Genomic DNA, 17,600 nt, shown 5'->3' on the forward strand with positions numbered 1-17,600 from the left:
TCCACCATGCCGCGCCGCGCCCTGATCGTCATCGACGTGCAGAACGAGTATGTCACCGGCAATCTGCCGATCGAATATCCCGATGTGAACGTGTCGCTCGCCAATATCTCGCGCGCGATGGATGCCGCCGACGCGCACGGCGTGCCGATCGTCGTCGTGCAGAACTTCGCGCCCGCGACCGCGCCGATCTTCGCGCGCGGCTCGAGAATGGCTGAACTGCACGAATCGGTTGCGACGCGCCCGCGCGCTCACTATGTCGAAAAGGCGCTGCCGAGCGCGTTCGCGGGCACCGACCTGGCGGACTGGCTCACCGCGCGCGACATCGACACCATCGTGATCGCCGGCTACATGACCCACAATTGCGACGATTCCACGGTGCGGCACGCGGTGCACGCCGGCTTATCGGTCGAATTCCTGACCGACGCCACCGGCGCCGTGCCGTACGAAAACCGCGCGGGGCGGGCGAGCGCGGAGGAAATTCATCGCGTGTTCACGGTCGTCATGCAGTCGCGCTTTGCCGCCGTGCTGACGACGGATGAATGGATCGCGGCGCTCGAAAGCGGCGAGGCGCCGCTGCGCGACAACATCTTCGCGTCCAACCAGCGCGCGCGTGGCCGCTGAGCGCAGCGCTCAGACGCCGGCGGTCGTGAGCAGCGCCGGACTGGCGCGCAGCGCGTCGAAACAGGCGTCGATGAGCGCTTCGGCGTCCTTCGACGGATCGACGCGCTCGGGCATCATCAGCGAATCGTGCAGGATGCCCGTGAAGAGCGCGTGCAGAAGCGTCGTGGCGCGGCGCACGTCGAGCGCGGCGGGCAGTTGCGCCTTGTCGATGGCATTGCGCAGCGCCCGCGCGATGCGTTCCATGCCGTCGCGCATGTTGTTCTGCTGGCGCTCGCGCACGGGTCCCATTTCCTCGACGAACTCGCACTTCAGAAACAGGATGTCGAACACGCGGCGGCGTTTTTCGTCCTCGGTGATATTGCGCATGCACCAGATGAAAATCTCGCGGATGCGCGCGAGCGGGTCGGGCTCCTTGCCGTCGAGCGTGGCTTCGACGAGTTCGTCGAGCGGCAGCAGGCTGCGCTCGAACATCGCGTTGAAAAGATCGCCTTTATTGGTGAAATGCCAGTAGATGGCGCCGCGCGTCACGCCCGCCGCCTGCGCGATGTCCGCGAGGGACGTTCGAGACACGCCTTTTTCATAAAAAACGCGCTCGGCGGCGTCGAGAATGCGGTTGCGCGTCTCCTGCGCTTCTTCCTTGGTTCGTCTGACCATATCCTGGGAATGACGGCTTTCCGCGAGCAACGATAAATCGCAATGCGGGGTGTGAATGCGGCGAACGAAAAGCTGTACCTGTTTTGTCCAACCACGGCGCGAGAACGTCTCGTTACGGCCGTAATCTTCGCGGTATCTTATTTTTACATCCATTCGTGAATGTATTTATAATACCAGCCCACACGACGTCAAGACGGAAGCATTTGTCGCCTCGTCAGTTTCGTCACCATCGTTGTTCAGATTCGCGTGTGGCGCCGCCGTCGTTCTAACGCGCGCCAGATGCTCGCTCATGTGCGCATCGCCGTTCGAGAGAGAAGTGCGTCTCGTCACTGAGCCGCCGTTCCGGCGATGCGCGTGTTTTTTTCGCTATCAGTCATAAACAGAGGTCGCTCCATGCGCTTCGAAAGGGTTCCGTTTCACCTCGTCAGTGCCGCGACGGCTGCCATCCTGCTGGCGGCGTGCGGACAAAAACAGTCGGCGCCGCCGCCGCAAACGCCCGAAGTCGGCGTCGTGACGATCCAGTCGACCGCCGTGCCGGTCACGGCCGAATTGCCGGGCCGCACGAGCGCATATCTCGTCGCGCAGGTTCGGGCGCGCGTGGACGGCGTCGTGCTGCGGCGCGAATTCACGGAAGGCAGCATCGTCAAGGCGGGCCAGCGGCTCTATAAGATCGATCCGGCGCCCTACATCGCGCAGTTGAACAATGCGAAGGCGTCGCTCGCGAAGGCGCAGGCGAACCTCGCATCGACGACCGCGCAGGCGAACCGCTACAAGGTGCTGGTTTCGGCGAACGCGGTCAGCAAACAAGACTACGACAACGCCGTCGCCGCGCAAGGCCAGGCCGCCGCCGACGTGGCCGCCGGGAAGGCCGCGGTCGATACCGCAGCGATCAATCTCGGCTACACGGATGTCGTTGCGCCCGTGACGGGGCAGGTGGGTATCTCGCAGGTCACGCCGGGCGCGTACGTGCAGGCGAGCCAGGCGACGCTCATGGCGACCGTCCAGCAGCTCGATCCGATGTACGTCGATCTGACGCAATCGAGCCTCGACGGCCTGAAGCTGCGCCAGCAGATCCAGCAAGGCCGCCTCACGACCAGCGGCCCGAACGCGGCCAAAGTCTCGCTCGTGCTGGAAGACGGCCGCGTCTATTCGGAGAAGGGCAGGCTGCAGTTCACCGACGTGACCGTCGATCCGACCACGGGCTCGGTCACGGTCCGCGCGATCTTCCAGAACAAGGACCGCGTGCTGTTGCCCGGCATGTTCGTGCGCGCGCGCATCGAAGAAGGCGTGAATCCGAACGCCATCGTCGTGCCGCAAATCGGGATCACGCACGACCAGAAGGGCACGCCGACCGCGCTCGTCGTCGGGGCGGACAACAAGGTGGCGCTGCGCCAGCTCGTCACGTCCGGCACCTACGGTCAGAACTGGGTGGTCGATAGCGGTCTTGCCGCCGGCGATCGCGTGATCGTGCAAGGCGTCGACAAGGTGCGTCCGGGCATGGAAGTCAAGACCGTGCCCGCGCAACTGCCCGCAGCGCCCGCAGCCGGAGCGTCGCAGGCGAGCGATGCGCGAGCCGCGCAGCCCGCCTCGTCCGCGCAGCCCGCGTCTGCTGCGTCGGGCGCGTAAAACCAGGAGCCCGCCTCATGGCAAAGTTCTTTATCGATCGCCCGATTTTCGCGTGGGTGATCGCCATCGTTTTGATGCTCGCGGGTATCGCGTCCATCTTCACGCTGCCGGTCGCGCAGTATCCGACCATTGCGCCGCCGGCAGTCCAGATCAGCGCGACGTATCCCGGCGCATCGGCGAAGACGGTGGAAAACACCGTCACGCAGGTGATCGAGCAGCAGATGAGCGGTCTCGACCACTTGCTGTATCTGTCCTCCACGTCCGACGACTCCGGCACCGCGACCATCACGCTGACGTTCGCGCCCGGCACGAACCCGGACATCGCGCAGGTTCAGGTGCAGAACAAGCTGCAGCTCGCCACGCCGCTCCTGCCGCAGATCGTGCAGCAATTGGGCACCAAGGTCACGAAGTCGAGCAACAGCTTCCTGCTCGTGCTGGCGTTCGTCTCGCAGGACGGCAGCATGAACAAGTACGACCTCGCGAACTACGTGGCGTCGCACATTCAGGATCCGGTGAGCCGTCTGGACGGCGTCGGCACAGTGACGCTCTTCGGCTCGCAGTACGCCATGCGCATCTGGCTGAACGCGAACAAGCTGAACAACTTCGGCCTGACGCCCGTGGACGTGCAGGCGGCGCTCACCGCGCAGAACGTGCAGGTGGCGGGCGGCTCGCTCGGCGGCACGCCGTCGGTGCCGGGGCAATTGCTGCAGGCGACCATCACTGAGGCGACGCTGCTCACGACGCCGGAACAGTTCGGCAACGTGCTGTTGAAGGTGAACCAGGATGGCTCGCAGGTGCGTCTGAAGGACGTCGCGCGCATCGAGCTCGGCGGCGAAAACTACAACTTCGACACCAAGTACAGCGGCCAGCCGGCGGCGGGCTTCGGTATTCAGCTCGCAACGGGCGCGAACGCGCTCGCCACCGCGAAGGCAGTGCGCCAGAAAATCGACGAGCTCTCGAAGTACTTCCCGAACGGCCTCGTCGTGAAGTATCCGTACGACACCACGCCGTTCGTGCGGTTGTCCATCGAGGACGTGGTCAAGACGCTGATCGAAGGCATCGTGCTGGTGTTCCTCGTGATGTATCTGTTCCTGCAGAACCTGCGGGCCACGCTCATTCCGACCATCGCGGTGCCGGTCGTTCTGCTCGGCACGTTCGCGATCATGGGCGCGGTGGGCTTCTCCATCAATACGCTGTCGATGTTCGGTCTCGTGCTCGCCATCGGCTTGCTGGTGGACGACGCGATCGTGGTCGTGGAGAACGTCGAGCGCGTGATGGCTGAGGAGGGCTTATCGCCACGCGAAGCGACCCGCAAGGCGATGGGCCAGATCACCGGCGCGCTGGTGGGCGTCGCGCTCGTGCTGTCGGCGGTGTTCGTGCCGGTGGCCTTGTCGGGCGGCTCGGTGGGCGCGATCTATCGACAGTTCTCGCTGACCATCGTCTCCGCGATGGTGCTCTCCGTGCTGACCGCGCTGATTCTCACGCCGGCGCTGTGCGCGACCATCCTGAAGCCGATCCCGCAGGGGCATCACGAAGCGAAGAAGGGCTTCTTCGGCTGGTTCAACCGCACGTTCGACAAGAGCCGCGAGAAGTACCATTCGGGCGTCTATCACGTGATCCGGCGCTCCGGGCGCTGGCTCGTCATCTATCTGGTCGTGATCGTCGCCGTCGGCTTCCTGTTCGTGAAGCTGCCGAAGTCGTTCCTTCCCGACGAAGACCAGGGCACGATGTTCGTGCTCGCGCAGACGCCGGCCGGTTCGACGCAGGAAACCACGGCGCGCGCGCTGAAGGATGTTTCCGACTATCTGCTGAATCAGGAAGCGTCCATCGTCGAATCGACCTTCACGGTCAACGGCTTCAGCTTCGCGGGCCGCGGCCAGAACGCGGGTCTCGTGTTCGTGCGCATGAAGGACTACGCGCAGCGCCAGAAGGGCGACCAGAAGGTGCAGGCGCTGGTGGGCCGGCTCTTTGGCCGCTTCTCGGGCTACAAGAACGCGGTGGTGTTCCCGGTCAATCCGCCGTCCATTCCTGAACTCGGCACGGCCGCGGGCTTCGACTTCGAGTTGCAGGACCGCGCAGGCGTGGGCCACGACGCGCTGATGGCCGCGCGCAATCAGCTGCTCGGCATGGCCGCGAAGGACCCGACGCTCGCGCAGGTGCGTCCGAACGGCCTGAACGATACGCCGCAGTTCAAGGTGAACATCGACCGCGAGAAGGCGCTCGCGCTCGGCGTGACGGCGGCCGCGATCGACCAGACGTTCTCCATCGCGTGGGCTTCGCAGTACGTGAACAACTTCCTCGATACCGACAGCCGGATCAAGAAGGTGTATCTGCAGGCCGACGCGCCGTTCCGCATGACGCCGGAGAACATGAACGACTGGTACGTGCGCAACGGATCGGGCGGGATGGTGCCGTTCTCCGCGTTCGCCACCGGCGACTGGACGTACGGTTCGCCGAAGCTCGAACGCTACAACGGTATCTCGTCGGTCGAAATCCAGGGCGCGGCCGGCCCCGGAAAGTCCACGGGTCAGGCGATGCAGGCGATGGAAGCCATCGCGGCGAAGCTCCCGGCGGGCATCGGCTACGAATGGACGGGACTGTCGTATCAGGAAATCCAGTCGGGTTCGCAGGCGCCGATTCTCTACGGCATCTCGATTCTCGTCGTGTTCCTGTGTCTCGCGGCGCTGTATGAAAGCTGGTCGATTCCGTTCTCGGTCATCATGGTCGTGCCGCTCGGCGTGATCGGCGCGCTGCTTGCCGTCACGTTGCGCGGTTTGGAAAACGACGTGTTCTTCCAGGTGGGTCTGTTGACCACGGTCGGCTTGTCGGCGAAGAACGCGATTCTGATCGTGGAATTCGCCCGCGAATTGCAGATGTCGGAGAAGATGGGTCCGATCGAAGCGGCGATGGAAGCGGCGCGGCTGCGCTTGCGCCCGATCCTGATGACCTCGCTCGCGTTCATTCTCGGCGTGATGCCGCTCGCGATCAGCAATGGCGCGGGTTCCGCGAGCCAGCACGCGATCGGTACCGGGGTGATCGGCGGCATGTTGACCGCTACGTTCCTCGCGATCTTCATGGTCCCGATGTTCTTCGTCGTGATCCGCGCGCAGTTCAGCGGCGAGAAAGAAAATCCGGAGACGGCGCTCGAGCACTACGAGCAGCATCATCCCGATGAGCACCGTCCGCGCGATGGCGGCGGCTCCAACGAAGGACATTGAAATGCGTAGACTTTCCTTGATTGCAGCGGCCGTCGCCGTGCTGGCGGGCTGCTCGTTGGCCCCGAAGTACGAGCGTCCCGCGCCGCCGGTCTCGTCGACGTTCCCGACCGGCGGCGTGTATGCCACGCAGCCGGGCGCAGCGGATGCAGGCGCGCGCAGCGCGAACGGCGTCTCGGGCGCGGAGATCGGCTGGCGCGATTTCTTCGTGGATGGGCGGTTGCAGCGGCTTATCGACATCGCGCTGAAGAACAACCGCGATCTGCGCGCGTCGGTGCTCAACATTCAGGCGGCGCAGGCGCAGTACCGCATCGTGCGCTCGGAGCTGTTCCCGTCGATCACGGCGCAGGCAGATCAGTCGAAGCAGCGCACGCCGCGCAATCTGTCGTTCTTCGACCGGACCATCTCGAACACCTATTCCGTGGGCCTGAACGCGTCGTGGGAACTCGACTTGTTCGGCCGCGTGCAGAGCCTGAAGGATCAGGCGCTGGCGCAGTATTTCTCCACGGCCTACGCGCGCAAGGCGTTCGAGATTTCGCTCGTGTCGCAGGTGGCTTCGCAATATCTGCAGGTGCTGCAAGCGGATGACCTGCTGCAAGTCACCGAGCAGACGCTTAAGACCGCGCAGGAGTCGTACAACATCGTCAAGCTGCAATTCGACAACGGCACGGCTTCCGAGCTGGATCTGTCGCAATCGCAGACGGTGGTGGAAACGGCGGCGGCGAACTTGCAGGCGCAGCAGCGCGCGCGGGCACAGGCGGTGAACGCGCTGGCGCTCCTGGTCGGCGAGCCGATTCCCGACGATCTGCCGGCCGGCATGCCGCTCAACGAGCAGGACTTGCTGACGGACATTCCGGCCGGCTTGCCGTCGGATCTGCTCACGCGTCGTCCCGACATCATGGAAGCGGAGCAGAATCTGCTCGCGGCGAACGCGAACATCGGCGCGGCGCGGGCGGCGTTCTTCCCGAGCATTTCGCTCACCGGCAGTTTCGGCACGCTCAGTCCGACGCTCGGCGGCTTGTTCAAGCCCGGCTCGGCGGCGTGGAGTTTCGCGCCGACGATCACGCTGCCGATCTTCCAGGGCGGCCAGAATCAGGCGAATCTGGATCTGGCGAACATCCAGAAAAACATCCAGATCGCGGCGTACGAGAAGGCGATTCAGTCCGCTTTCCGCGATGTCGCCGATGGCCTCGCCGCGCGCGGCACCTACGATCAGCAGATCCAGGCGCTCGAACGCGACACGGCGGCGGAGCAGCGCCGGCTCGACTTGTCGACGATGCGGTATCGGCAGGGCGTCGATAGCTATCTGAACGTGCTGACCGCGCAGCAGGATCTGTACTCCGTGCAGCAGACGCTCATCACCGTGCGCACCGAGCGGCTCGCGAACCTCGTCAATCTGTATCAGGCGTTGGGCGGCGGGTGGGTCGAGCATACCGGCGATGAGCCGCGCCCGGCCGACGCGCCCGCTACCCCCGCAGCGCCCGCCGATGTCGGCGCGGCGAGTACGCCGCAGGCGGCGTCGGCTGCGGTGGCTGGGTGATTGGTTTAGTCGATTGTTTGGGAGCCCGGCCGATGTGCCGGGCTTTCGTGTCTTAGGACGTGCGCTTCGACGTCAACCGTCCCGCATCAACGACTCCGGCGCACCGCTCCCACCGCTTCCCGCAGATACTGCGCCGTGCGGCTTTCCTCGTGACGCGCAACCACGTGCGGCTCGCCCGCGACGAGTATCCTGCCGCCATCCTCTCCCGCGCCCGGACCCATGTCGATGACCCAGTCGCTGTCGGCTGCAACCCGCATGTCGTGCTCGACAACGACCACGGTATTGCCCGCATCGACGAGCCCTTGCAGTTGCGCCATCAGGCGGTCGACATCCGCGGGGTGAAGGCCGGTGGTCGGTTCGTCGAGAATATAAAGCGTATCCGCGCGATGCGCCCGCTGCAGTTCGGTCGCGAGCTTGATGCGCTGGGCCTCGCCGCCCGACAGTTCCGTCGCAGGCTGGCCGAGACGCAGATAACCGAGCCCGATGTCGCGCAACACGGTGAGCGCGCGCATCACCGCAGGCTCGGCGGCGAAGAACGCGCATGCGCTATCCACGCTCATCGCAAGGACGTCCGCGATATTCTTGCCTTGCCATTCGATTTCCAGCGTCTGCGGGTTGTAACGCGATCCGTGACACGTGGAGCACGAGGTAAAGACGCTCGGCAGGAAAAGTAGTTCGACGCTCACGAACCCTTCGCCCTCGCACGTCGGGCAACGCCCCTGTGCCACGTTGAACGAGAAGCGGCCCGCGCCGTAGCGGCGCTTGCGCGCGGCAGGCGTATCGGCGAAGAGCTTGCGCACGTGATCGAAGAGGCCGGTGTAGGTCGCAAGATTGGAGCGCGGCGTCCGGCCAATCGGCTTCTGGTCGACGCGCACCAGTCGCTTCACGGTCTCCATGCCTCCCGCGATATGTCCGTCCGCGGGCGCGTCCACGCGCGCGAGCAGCGGGTCCTGCTCTTCGTCGCCTTCGTCGTCGAGCAGCCGGCCGAGCCGCGCGGCGACGAGCTCGGGCAGCGCCTGACTCACGAGGCTCGACTTTCCGGATCCGGATATTCCTGTCACTGTCGTGAAGCAGCCAAGAGGAAACGCGACATCGATTCCATGCAGGTTATTGCGCGTGATGCCCGAAAGCCGCAACCAGTCCCGCGCGGCACGGGGCCGGCGCATCGAGGGCGAACCCTCGGCGAACAGATGCCGTCGCGTCTGCGATGCCTCTATCGCGGCCAGTCCTTCAGGTGGCCCGCTATACAGCACTTCGCCGCCCGCTTCGCCGGCTGCGGGGCCGACATCCACGAGCCAGTCTGCGCGCCGCATCATGTGCAGATCGTGTTCGATCACGAAAAGCGAATTGCCCGCCGACTTCAGGCGCTGCAACGCGACGAAGAGCGCTTCGCTGTCGGCCGGATGCAGGCCGGCGGAAGGCTCGTCCAGCACATAGACCACACCGAAAAGCTGGGACGCAAGCTGAGTGGCAAGCCGCAACCGCTGCAACTCGCCGGATGAGAGCGTGGGCGTCGCGCGATCGAGCGAAAGATAGCCGAGCCCCAGATCCGTCAGCGTGACGAGGCGCTCCAGCAGGTCGGCGGCGATGCGCTCGGCGGCCGCGCGTTTCTCGTCCGAGAGGTTGGGCGTCCGTCGCACGTCCGGCGCCGCCTTGTGCGCCGAACCGCCGGCGGCCACGCGTTTCGCCGTCGCCGCGCGCCGCGCCTCCTCGTTGAGCACATGGCCGTCGTTATCGGTCTCGGGCCACGCGCCGCGTGCAATCGGTTCGAGCAGTTCAGCTAGCCGGTTGAGCGACAGCCGCGAGAATTCGGCGATATCGAGTCCGGCGAACGTCACCGACAGCGCCTCTTGCTTCAGCCGTTTGCCGTGACACGCCGCGCAATCCTTGCCGACCATGAAACGCAACACCCGCTTTTTCATCAGCGCGCTTTGCGTATGGGCGAAGGTGTGCAGGACGTAACGGCGCGCGCTGGTGAAGGTTCCCTGGTAACTCGGCTCTGCGCCGCGTTTGAGCGCCGCTTGCGTCTCCTTCGGCGTGAGGCCCGCATAGACCGGTACGGTCGGTTGTTCTTCGGTGAAAAGAATCCAGTCGCGATCCTTCTTCGGCAAGTCACGCCACGGCTTGTCCACGTCATAACCCAGCGTCACCAGGATGTCGCGCAGATTTTGCCCGTGCCACGCGGGCGGCCACGCGGCCACGGCGCGCTCGCGGATGGTCAGCGTATCGTCGGGGACCATCGACGCTTCCGTGACCTCGTAGACGCGTCCCAGGCCGTGACAGACCGGGCACGCGCCCTGTACGGTATTCGGCGAAAAGTCCTCGGCGTAGAGCATCGGCTGGCCGGCCGGATAGCTGCCCGTGCGGGAGTAGAGCATGCGCACGAGACTGGACAGCGTCGTGATGCTCCCCACCGACGAACGCGCATTCGGCGCACCGCGCTGCTGCTGAAGCGCGACGGCGGGCGGCAAACCTTCGATCGACCCGACTTGCGGCACGCCGACCTGCTCGATCAGACGCCGTGCATAAGGCGCGACCGATTCGAAGTAACGCCGTTGCGCTTCGGCGTACAACGTGCCGAACGCAAGCGACGACTTGCCGGAGCCCGATACGCCCGTGAAGACGACGAGCGCATCGCGGGGAACGTCGACATCGACGTTCTTCAGATTGTGCTCGCGCGCGCCACGGACGCGCACGAAGCCCGCGAGAGCGTCGCTCCTGTCGCCTTTCGACGACCGCGTCTTCGGCAGTGTTTTAGGTGCTGGCATCCACTCTTTGAAGAATCCGGGAAGCGGGTGATGAAACGGCTCGGCAGCATGTCGCGTGCCATCGTCAAGGCGCAGAGCGGGTTGACCGATGAGCACCGGCGGCACACCGGTTGCTGCCACTTTTGTCCCGCCACGCGCTCGTAGCGGGCTCTACGTTACGGTGGTGCGCATATGGGAGTATTCGGCCAGATCGCCGGCGCCGCGATCATGATCTGCACGCTCGCCGATATTTTTCTCACGATCCTGTACGCGCGTGTCGGTCGGGGACGAGCCAGGCGGCTCGGCGCCGGACTCATCAGCCTTGCCATCGCACAGGGAGTCTGGGCCGCGTTCCGCCGCCTACCCATGAAGGACGGCCCTAAACGCGAGGCGCTGTCCTTCGCGGGCCCTCTGATTCTCGTTCTGTTGCTCGTCACCTGGACGCTTTGCCTGACGCTCGGCGATGCGCTGTTGTTGTGGCCCGCGCTCGGAGACAGCGTGCGCTCCAGTTCGGGGCCGACACCGACGGGGTTCATGGCAGCCGTCTACGCGGCGGCGACCAGTCTGTCGATCACGGGCTCTAGCGACTTCATCCCGCACACAAACGCGTACAGGATGATCTACCTCACCGACTCGTTCATCGGCACGGCAGTCGTGACCTTGACGCTGTCGTACTTGCTGCAACTTTACGGGGCATTGCAGCGGCAGAATACATTGGGGCAGCAGCTCTTTTTCCTCACGCGAGAAACAGGCGACGCAGTCGAGCTTATTCAAGGGCTGGCGGTCGGGCAGCATCCGGAGACGGCCTATTCGATGCTCGCGGACGCTGCGCAGTCGCTGTCATCGGTGCACGAGTCGCTGAGAATTTACCCGATCACTTTCTTCTTCCGCTATCCCGAGCCGCACTTTTCACTGGCTGCGATCTCGTTCATGGCGCTCGAGACGGTGTCACTGCTCAGAGCCTGCCTGAGCGACGAAGCCTCAGACTTGCTGAAGCATGGCGGTGCCGTCGAAGTGCTTTGGCGGGCCGCGTTGGCCACGCTGGACACACTGGATGGTGCGTACGTGCACTCGGGCCGCCGCCTTCGGCGCTGCGGTGCAGAGTTGAACGATGACACGCGTGCAGCATGGGCCGACCATTTCGGGCGCGCGGCACAAGCGCTGCGCGCTGCGGGACTGAAGCAGTTGATCGACGATGGCGGGGCCGACGAGTACGTTAGACAGCGTGCCGTCTGGAATGGACTGGTTATGAGCATCGCGCAGTATTCGGCGGTCAATCTTGATGATCTCGGTGCGTCGTCAGAACAGTCTACGGCGGTAGGGCGGCTGGGTTCCTGATGGATCAACTGTTCCATTCCTGAGGCGAAGGTCCTTCGAATCTTTGCCGCGCCTGCCAGCATCATCAGGAATGCGCTCGATTGCCTCGTCCCGATGCGTTCGCTCGTATCGGTATATCGATGACTAATCCGTATTCGAAAGCGGAGTGCGAGCGGTCGCGCTACTGCCGCCCCGTTTGGAGCAGCGCTGAAGCTAGTCATGAGACTGACGGACTCCCGAGAGTCGCGAGCAGGTCTGTAATACCGACTGCTGATACAGTCGATCAATCTTTCTTATAGGGACGCCACGATTCCTTACGTTCCGCCTTCGAAACGGCCGGTGAATGCGTATTGCTTCGCTGCAAGCAAGCTGTACTACGCTCGTTGGCACTTGTGCAGCAAGGCTCCGTACCACTATTCGTGCCACCGCGAATTCACACCGGAAGCTTACGATCAGCCATCAGAGCCGAGTAGGACAACGCATCGACCGGACGCTTTGTTTAGGGCGCGATTCAACAAAACGGGACGCGCGCCGTTATCCCATCAATGAAACGGCTATATGAACAAAACCTAAACGACTTGTAACTTGAAAATGTCATTCGCGAAGAAACTCTGGCTTCCTCTCATCCTTAGCCTCCTCTGCCTCGTCGGCCTTTCCCTTGCAGACGCCTATCACACGCGTAACCTTCGGATCGAGGAGCGCCAGCTAGACCTGCAGCATGCGTCACAGGTGGTCGACAGCATCGTGAAGGCGTACGCAAGGCGCGTGTCGGCAGGCACTATGACTGCGCAGTCGGCGCAAGCCGAGGCACTCGAGGGCATTCGCCAGGTTCGCTACGGCGCGAGCGGCTATTTCACCGTCTTGGACTACAGCGGGAAGATACTCACGCACGGCGCGAAACCAGAGATTATCGGTAAGCCGATGCTGGATTTCCGCGATCCCGACGGCGTGTACTTCTACCGCGATGCTATCGAAACAGCCAAGCGCGACGGCAGCGGCTATGTCCGTTATGCCTTCTCGAAACCCGGCACAGGCGAACTGGTGCCCAAGTTATCGTTCGTGCTGGGTTACCAACCGTGGGGCTGGGTCTACATGACCGGCGTGTACATGGATGATATCGACGCCGCGTTTCACGCAACGGTCGCCTGGAGCCTTGCGGCAGTGCTTATCGTGGCGCTCAGCCTGTGTGTCGTTGTCGCGCTGCTCAACCGGAGCATCCTGCGCTCGCTTGGCGGCGAGCCGGGCGTTGCCGCGGCGCTCGCCAATCAGATCGCAGACAACAACCTGTCCGTTGCCGTGCAGACCGCCGTTGGTGACGAAGCAAGTCTGATGGCGGCGATGTCGAGGATGCAGAAGCAATTGCTCTTCGCCGTCAGCACTGTGAAGCAGTCGGCGAACGCGATCGCCAACGCAAGCAGGGAGATCGCCTCGGGAAACACTGATCTCTCGTCGCGCACGGAACAGCAGGCCGCGTCACTCGAGGAAACGGCCGCAAGCATGGAGGAATTGACCGCGACCGTGCGGCAAAACTCCGAGAACGCCCGACAGGCAAGCGGCTTGGCAGAAAACGCGCGCAGCGTGGCGGAGGAAGGTGCCGAGATCGTTGGCGACGTCGTCAGCATGATGGCTTCGATCGAGGAAAGCTCCAGCAAGATTGCGGAGATCATCGCGATGATCGAAGGCATCGCCTTTCAGACGAACATCCTTGCGCTGAACGCGGCGGTGGAAGCAGCGCGCGCGGGCGAGCAGGGCCGTGGTTTCGCGGTGGTGGCGAGCGAGGTTCGCAGCCTAGCGCAACGTTCGTCCAGTGCGGCAAAGGACATACGCGCTCTGATCGAAAGCTCGACGAGCCGCGTGCACGTGGGCACTGAACTCGTCGCGAAGGCGGGCGAGACGATGCAGAAGATGACGTCCGCGGTGCAGCGCGTGACCGACATTATGGACGAAATCGCGTCCGCTTCGAACGAGCAGAGCCGCGGGATCGAACAGGTCAATCAAGCCATCAGCGAGATGGACGAGGTCACACAGCAAAACGCTGCGCTCGTCGAACAGGCCGCCGCAGCCGCTGCCTCGATGGAGGAACAGGCGGCGCATCTGCGAAGCGCAATGGCCGTCTTCAAGACGTCGGAAACGGATGAGCCGGCGCCGCAACTCATGCCCGCGGCCAGTATCGAAGAGCGCGGCCGGTCGACGGGGCGCCAGCGCGCCAAGGTAGCAGCGCTTGCGACGCCGCATCATGCAGAAGCCACGGTGGAACCTTCCCGACAGGTCGAGCCTTCGCGGGCGGGCGACTGGTCCGTCTTCTAACAGAGTCTCGCAATGTCGAGGCGCACTGAGCGGGACGGTGCGAACGCGCCTTCACGACGCTAGACCTCCGGTTGAACCACATCACGATGTCATGACGAAGCATAACGACAAACAAGACTCGCGACGGCGGGACGTGTTTCGTTTCACTGGCGAACATGTCCACGGGAGCAAAGACGCGGACGGCTTCCACCTGCTGGATCACATCACGGACGGCGTGATGTTGCTGGATCGACAGTGGAGATTTCGCAGCGTCAACGGCACTGCTGCGCGGCTACTGCAGCTTCCATCGGCGGAACTGATCGGTCGTGGCATCTGGGCGGCCTATCCCGACCTCGTCGGGACAGGCTACGAAAAGGCGTATCGGCAGGCGGCCGACACCGGGCTGCCTACGACAGTGACCGAGTTCTATGCGCCCCTCGACGCCTGGTTCGAAGCGCGGGCGTTCCCCTGCGAGGACGGCATCACCGTGCTGGTCCGCGATGTCAGCGAGGCCCGCAGGATGTCGGAGCGCTTGTCGAACCAAGCCGCGCACGACGCGCTCACCGGCCTCATCAACCGGCGGGAACTGTTGAACCGACTGAGCGATCTCGTCGATGGACGCATCGCCGATTCCGTCGATCTGCTCTTCATCGACCTGGACCGCTTCAAGGAAATCAATGATTCGGTCGGCCATGCGGCTGGCGATGAAGTCTTGCGCGTGATCGGCCAGCGCGTGTCGGCGTCGATTGGCGGGCGCGCTCATGCGTCGCGCATCGGCGGCGACGAGTTCGTGGTCTTTCTCGTTGATGCGCCCGATGGCGAAGCCGAACGCGTCGCGAGAGACATCATCGCGCGCATGCGAGAGCGCATTGACACGCTGTCGGTGCACGCTTCGGTCAGTGCGAGCATCGGCCTCGCTCGCTATCCGGTCTCGGCCGGGAACGCGGACGAGTTGCTGCGCAATGCCGACACTGCCATGTATCACGCGAAGCGCCTGGGCGGCTCGCGTGTATGGTCCTTCGGTCAGGAAGACGCACAGCGTCTCTCGAATCGCCTTCGGCTGCGCGCGGACCTGGAGAACGCCAGCGCGACAGGCCAGTTCGAACTGCACTACCAGCCCCAGCTGGACCTGGCCACGGGCTGCATGGTCGGAGCAGAAGCGCTTCTGCGATGGAACCATCCCGAGCTGGGACTTTTGACGCCCGCCGATTTCCTCGATGTACTGCTCGGGTCGCGAGCGCACGAGGCCACCGGGGAGTGGCTGCTCTACTTGGCGTTACGCCAGGCGGCGCAATGGCAGGCGTCGGACCGCATGCCGTTCAAGGTCGCCGTCAACCTCTCGGCCGCCACGATACAGGACTCCGATCTCGCTGCGCTGGTTTCGAAGGCCGCCGAGGCTGCCGGCGTGTGCGCTTCAGCGCTCGACATCGAAGTGACGGAGGCGGTCGTCGTGAGCGATTTCGTGGCCGCATCGCGATCGCTTGCGGCGGTCCGAGATCTCGGCGCGACCGTCTCTCTCGACGACTTCGGCACAGGCTATTCGAGCCTCTCGTATCTTGCCCGACTGCCGGTTGACCGCATCAAGATCGATAAGTCGTTCGTGCAGCAGCTCACCGTTGAGGAAACTCGTCTCCAGGGCCGGGCGATGATCGAGGCGATGGTGGCGCTCGCCCGCGCGCTCGGTATGCAAACGGTCGCTGAAGGCGTCGAAAGCGAGAGGCAACTCGCTCTTGTACGGAAGCTCGGGTGCGATGCCGCGCAAGGATATTTCATCGGCAGGCCCGTTCCGGCTGCCGCGCTGAACCTCGCTCGCGCACGCAGCTTCGCGCCCGAGCATGCGTCGTCGTCGCGTGCTCCCCGGAGCAGACAAGACCCGCCACGATAACCTCGTTGCTGCACCGAAGTCAGTCTTCAATGGGAACGTCGACGCCTGCCTTCGCTAGACAACAGACCGCTTTTTCTCGTCCATCGCCCCAAAGGGCGAAAACAAAAAAGCGCCGCGATTCCCACCGCGGCGCCAACCCGTCACAACCCGCAAGCACTTCTTCAAGCCATCACTGTGCTTCCGATGCGCGCGCCGCGCCGTCGAAATCATGCCCTGCCTGACGAATCTCGCAGCGCGCTTCGCGTTCCTTGCGCACGCCGTTGAACACGATATTGAGCACGACCGCCGACACCGACGCGAGCAGAATGCCGCTATGAAGAATCGGCTCCAGCGCGTGCGGCAGTTGCGAGAAGAACTTCGGCGCGACCACCGGCACGAGCCCGAGACCGACGCTCACCGCGACGATAAACAAGTTGTGGTGATTCTTCACGAAGTCCACTTTCGACAGCACCTTGATGCCGTTCGCCGCGACCATGCCGAACATCACGATGCCCGCGCCGCCGAGCACGAATGGCGGCACCGAGGCGACCACTTGCGCCATCTTCGGAAAGAGGCCGAGCACGACCAGAATCACGCCGCCCGTCGCGCAGACGAAGCGGCTCTTCACGCCCGTCACGCCGATCAGCCCGACGTTCTGCGAAAACGACGTATGCGGAAACGAGTTGAACACGCCGCCGATCAGCGTGCCGAGTCCATCGACGCGCAAGCCGCGCACGAGCGCCTTCTGATCGACCGGGCGCTCGACGAGATCGCCGACCGCGAGGAACATGCCTGTCGATTCGATGAACGTCACGAACATGACGATGACCATCGTCGCGACGGAGAGCGCATCGAAGTGCGGCATGCCGAAGTGGAAGGGCAGCACGATGCCGACCCACGGCGCATGCGCGACGCCATCCATGTTGACGCGTCCGAGCATCGCGGCGATCACGAAGCCCGCCACGATGCCGAGCAGCACCGAGATATTCGCGACGAAGCCGCGCGCGAACTTGTTGATGAGCAGAATGAGCGAGAGCACGACGAGCGACAGCAGCAGATACACCGGATTGCCGTAATCGGGATTGCCGACGCCGCCCGCCGCCCAGTTGATGCCGACGCCCATCAGCGACAAGCCGATCACCGCGATCATCGTGCCGACCACTACCGGCGGAAAGAACCGCAACAGCTTGCCGATCATCGGCGCGAGAAAGATGCCGATGACGCCGGCCGCGATGGTCGCGCCGAAGACATCGAGAATGCCGAGCGACGGATTCGTGCCGATGGCGACCATCGGTCCGACCGCCGCGAACGTGCAGCCCATGATGACCGGCAGGCGGATGCCGAAGATCCACAGGCCGAGCGTTTGAATGAGCGTGGCGACGCCGCATGAGAACAGGTCCGCGCTGATGAGGAACGCGACCTGATCCTTCGACAGATGCATGGCCGCGCCGAGGATCAGCGGCACCGCGACGGCGCCCGCGTACATCACGAGGACGTGCTGTATGCCGAGCGTGAGCAACTGGCCGGTCGGCAGCCGTTCGTCGCACGGATGAACCTTCGGGTGGCTCGTGCTCGATGCCATATGTGTCTCCTTGATTGCCTTTCCATTTGAATGGCCTCCAAGGTAAGTGCGACAAAAAGCGCGAACAAGACCACGCGGCGCTATACGTCGCGTTCGCGGGGCGATATGGAAACGGCGCGACGAGCGGAGCCGAACCGCGCGCAGGCCC

General features: G+C 63.9%; 10 protein-coding genes. 7 read left to right on the forward strand and 3 right to left on the reverse strand.

The annotated features are described in order from the left end of the window. Positions 1-6: 6 nt before the first annotated feature. The gene (locus tag NCR37_RS02590) at positions 7-621 is read left to right on the forward strand and encodes a cysteine hydrolase family protein (RefSeq protein WP_250471385.1); all 615 of its coding nucleotides are present in this window, start codon (positions 7-9) and stop codon (positions 619-621) included. 9 nt (positions 622-630) lie between these two features. Here the strand turns inward: NCR37_RS02590 and NCR37_RS02595 are convergent, their stop codons facing one another. Further along, a complete protein-coding gene (locus tag NCR37_RS02595) occupies positions 631-1,275 on the reverse strand; it encodes a TetR family transcriptional regulator (protein WP_250471386.1) in 645 nt (214 codons plus the stop codon). Between the two features lie 393 nt (positions 1,276-1,668). Here NCR37_RS02595 and NCR37_RS02600 point away from each other — a divergent pair, with 393 nt between their 5' ends. From NCR37_RS02600 to NCR37_RS02610, 3 genes are read left to right on the forward strand one after another with little or no spacing between them, the layout of a single operon-like run. Next, a complete protein-coding gene (locus NCR37_RS02600) occupies positions 1,669-2,901 on the forward strand; it encodes an efflux RND transporter periplasmic adaptor subunit (protein WP_250471387.1) in 1,233 nt (410 codons plus the stop codon). Between the two features lie 17 nt (positions 2,902-2,918). After that, entirely contained in the window at positions 2,919-6,119 is a 3,201-nt protein-coding gene (locus NCR37_RS02605) for an efflux RND transporter permease subunit (RefSeq protein WP_250471388.1), read from the forward strand. A gap of 1 nt (position 6,120) precedes the next feature. After that, positions 6,121-7,656: an efflux transporter outer membrane subunit gene (locus NCR37_RS02610; protein ID WP_250471389.1), complete on the forward strand. Its 1,536-nt coding sequence runs from the start codon at positions 6,121-6,123 to the stop codon at positions 7,654-7,656. 86 nt (positions 7,657-7,742) lie between these two features. Here the strand turns inward: NCR37_RS02610 and NCR37_RS02615 are convergent, their stop codons facing one another. Then, positions 7,743-10,424 (reverse strand): excinuclease ABC subunit UvrA, encoded by a 2,682-nt coding sequence (locus NCR37_RS02615; RefSeq protein WP_250471390.1) that lies wholly within the window; start codon positions 10,422-10,424, stop codon positions 7,743-7,745. 171 nt (positions 10,425-10,595) lie between these two features. On the opposite strand from NCR37_RS02615, the gene NCR37_RS02620 reads away from it, so the two are divergent. The 3 genes from NCR37_RS02620 to NCR37_RS02630 all read left to right on the forward strand — a co-directional run bounded on the left by NCR37_RS02620 (position 10,596) and on the right by NCR37_RS02630 (position 15,891). Next, positions 10,596-11,741 (forward strand): hypothetical protein, encoded by a 1,146-nt coding sequence (locus NCR37_RS02620; protein ID WP_250471391.1) that lies wholly within the window; start codon positions 10,596-10,598, stop codon positions 11,739-11,741. 570 nt (positions 11,742-12,311) lie between these two features. Next, positions 12,312-14,027 carry a methyl-accepting chemotaxis protein gene (locus NCR37_RS02625; protein WP_250471839.1) on the forward strand — a complete coding sequence of 572 codons (1,716 nt, stop codon included), beginning with the start codon at positions 12,312-12,314 and terminating at the stop codon, positions 14,025-14,027. 133 nt (positions 14,028-14,160) lie between these two features. After that, a complete protein-coding gene (locus tag NCR37_RS02630) occupies positions 14,161-15,891 on the forward strand; it encodes a putative bifunctional diguanylate cyclase/phosphodiesterase (RefSeq protein WP_250471392.1) in 1,731 nt (576 codons plus the stop codon). Positions 15,892-16,060: 169 nt separating this feature from the next. Here NCR37_RS02630 and NCR37_RS02635 read toward each other — a convergent pair whose 3' ends face one another. Continuing rightward, positions 16,061-17,452, reverse strand: coding sequence for a nucleobase:cation symporter-2 family protein (locus NCR37_RS02635; protein WP_250471393.1), 1,392 nt, complete (start codon positions 17,450-17,452; stop codon positions 16,061-16,063). Positions 17,453-17,600: the final 148 nt, after the last annotated feature.

The organism is Caballeronia sp. GAFFF1 (assembly GCF_023630705.1).
Taxonomy (GTDB): domain Bacteria; phylum Pseudomonadota; class Gammaproteobacteria; order Burkholderiales; family Burkholderiaceae; genus Caballeronia.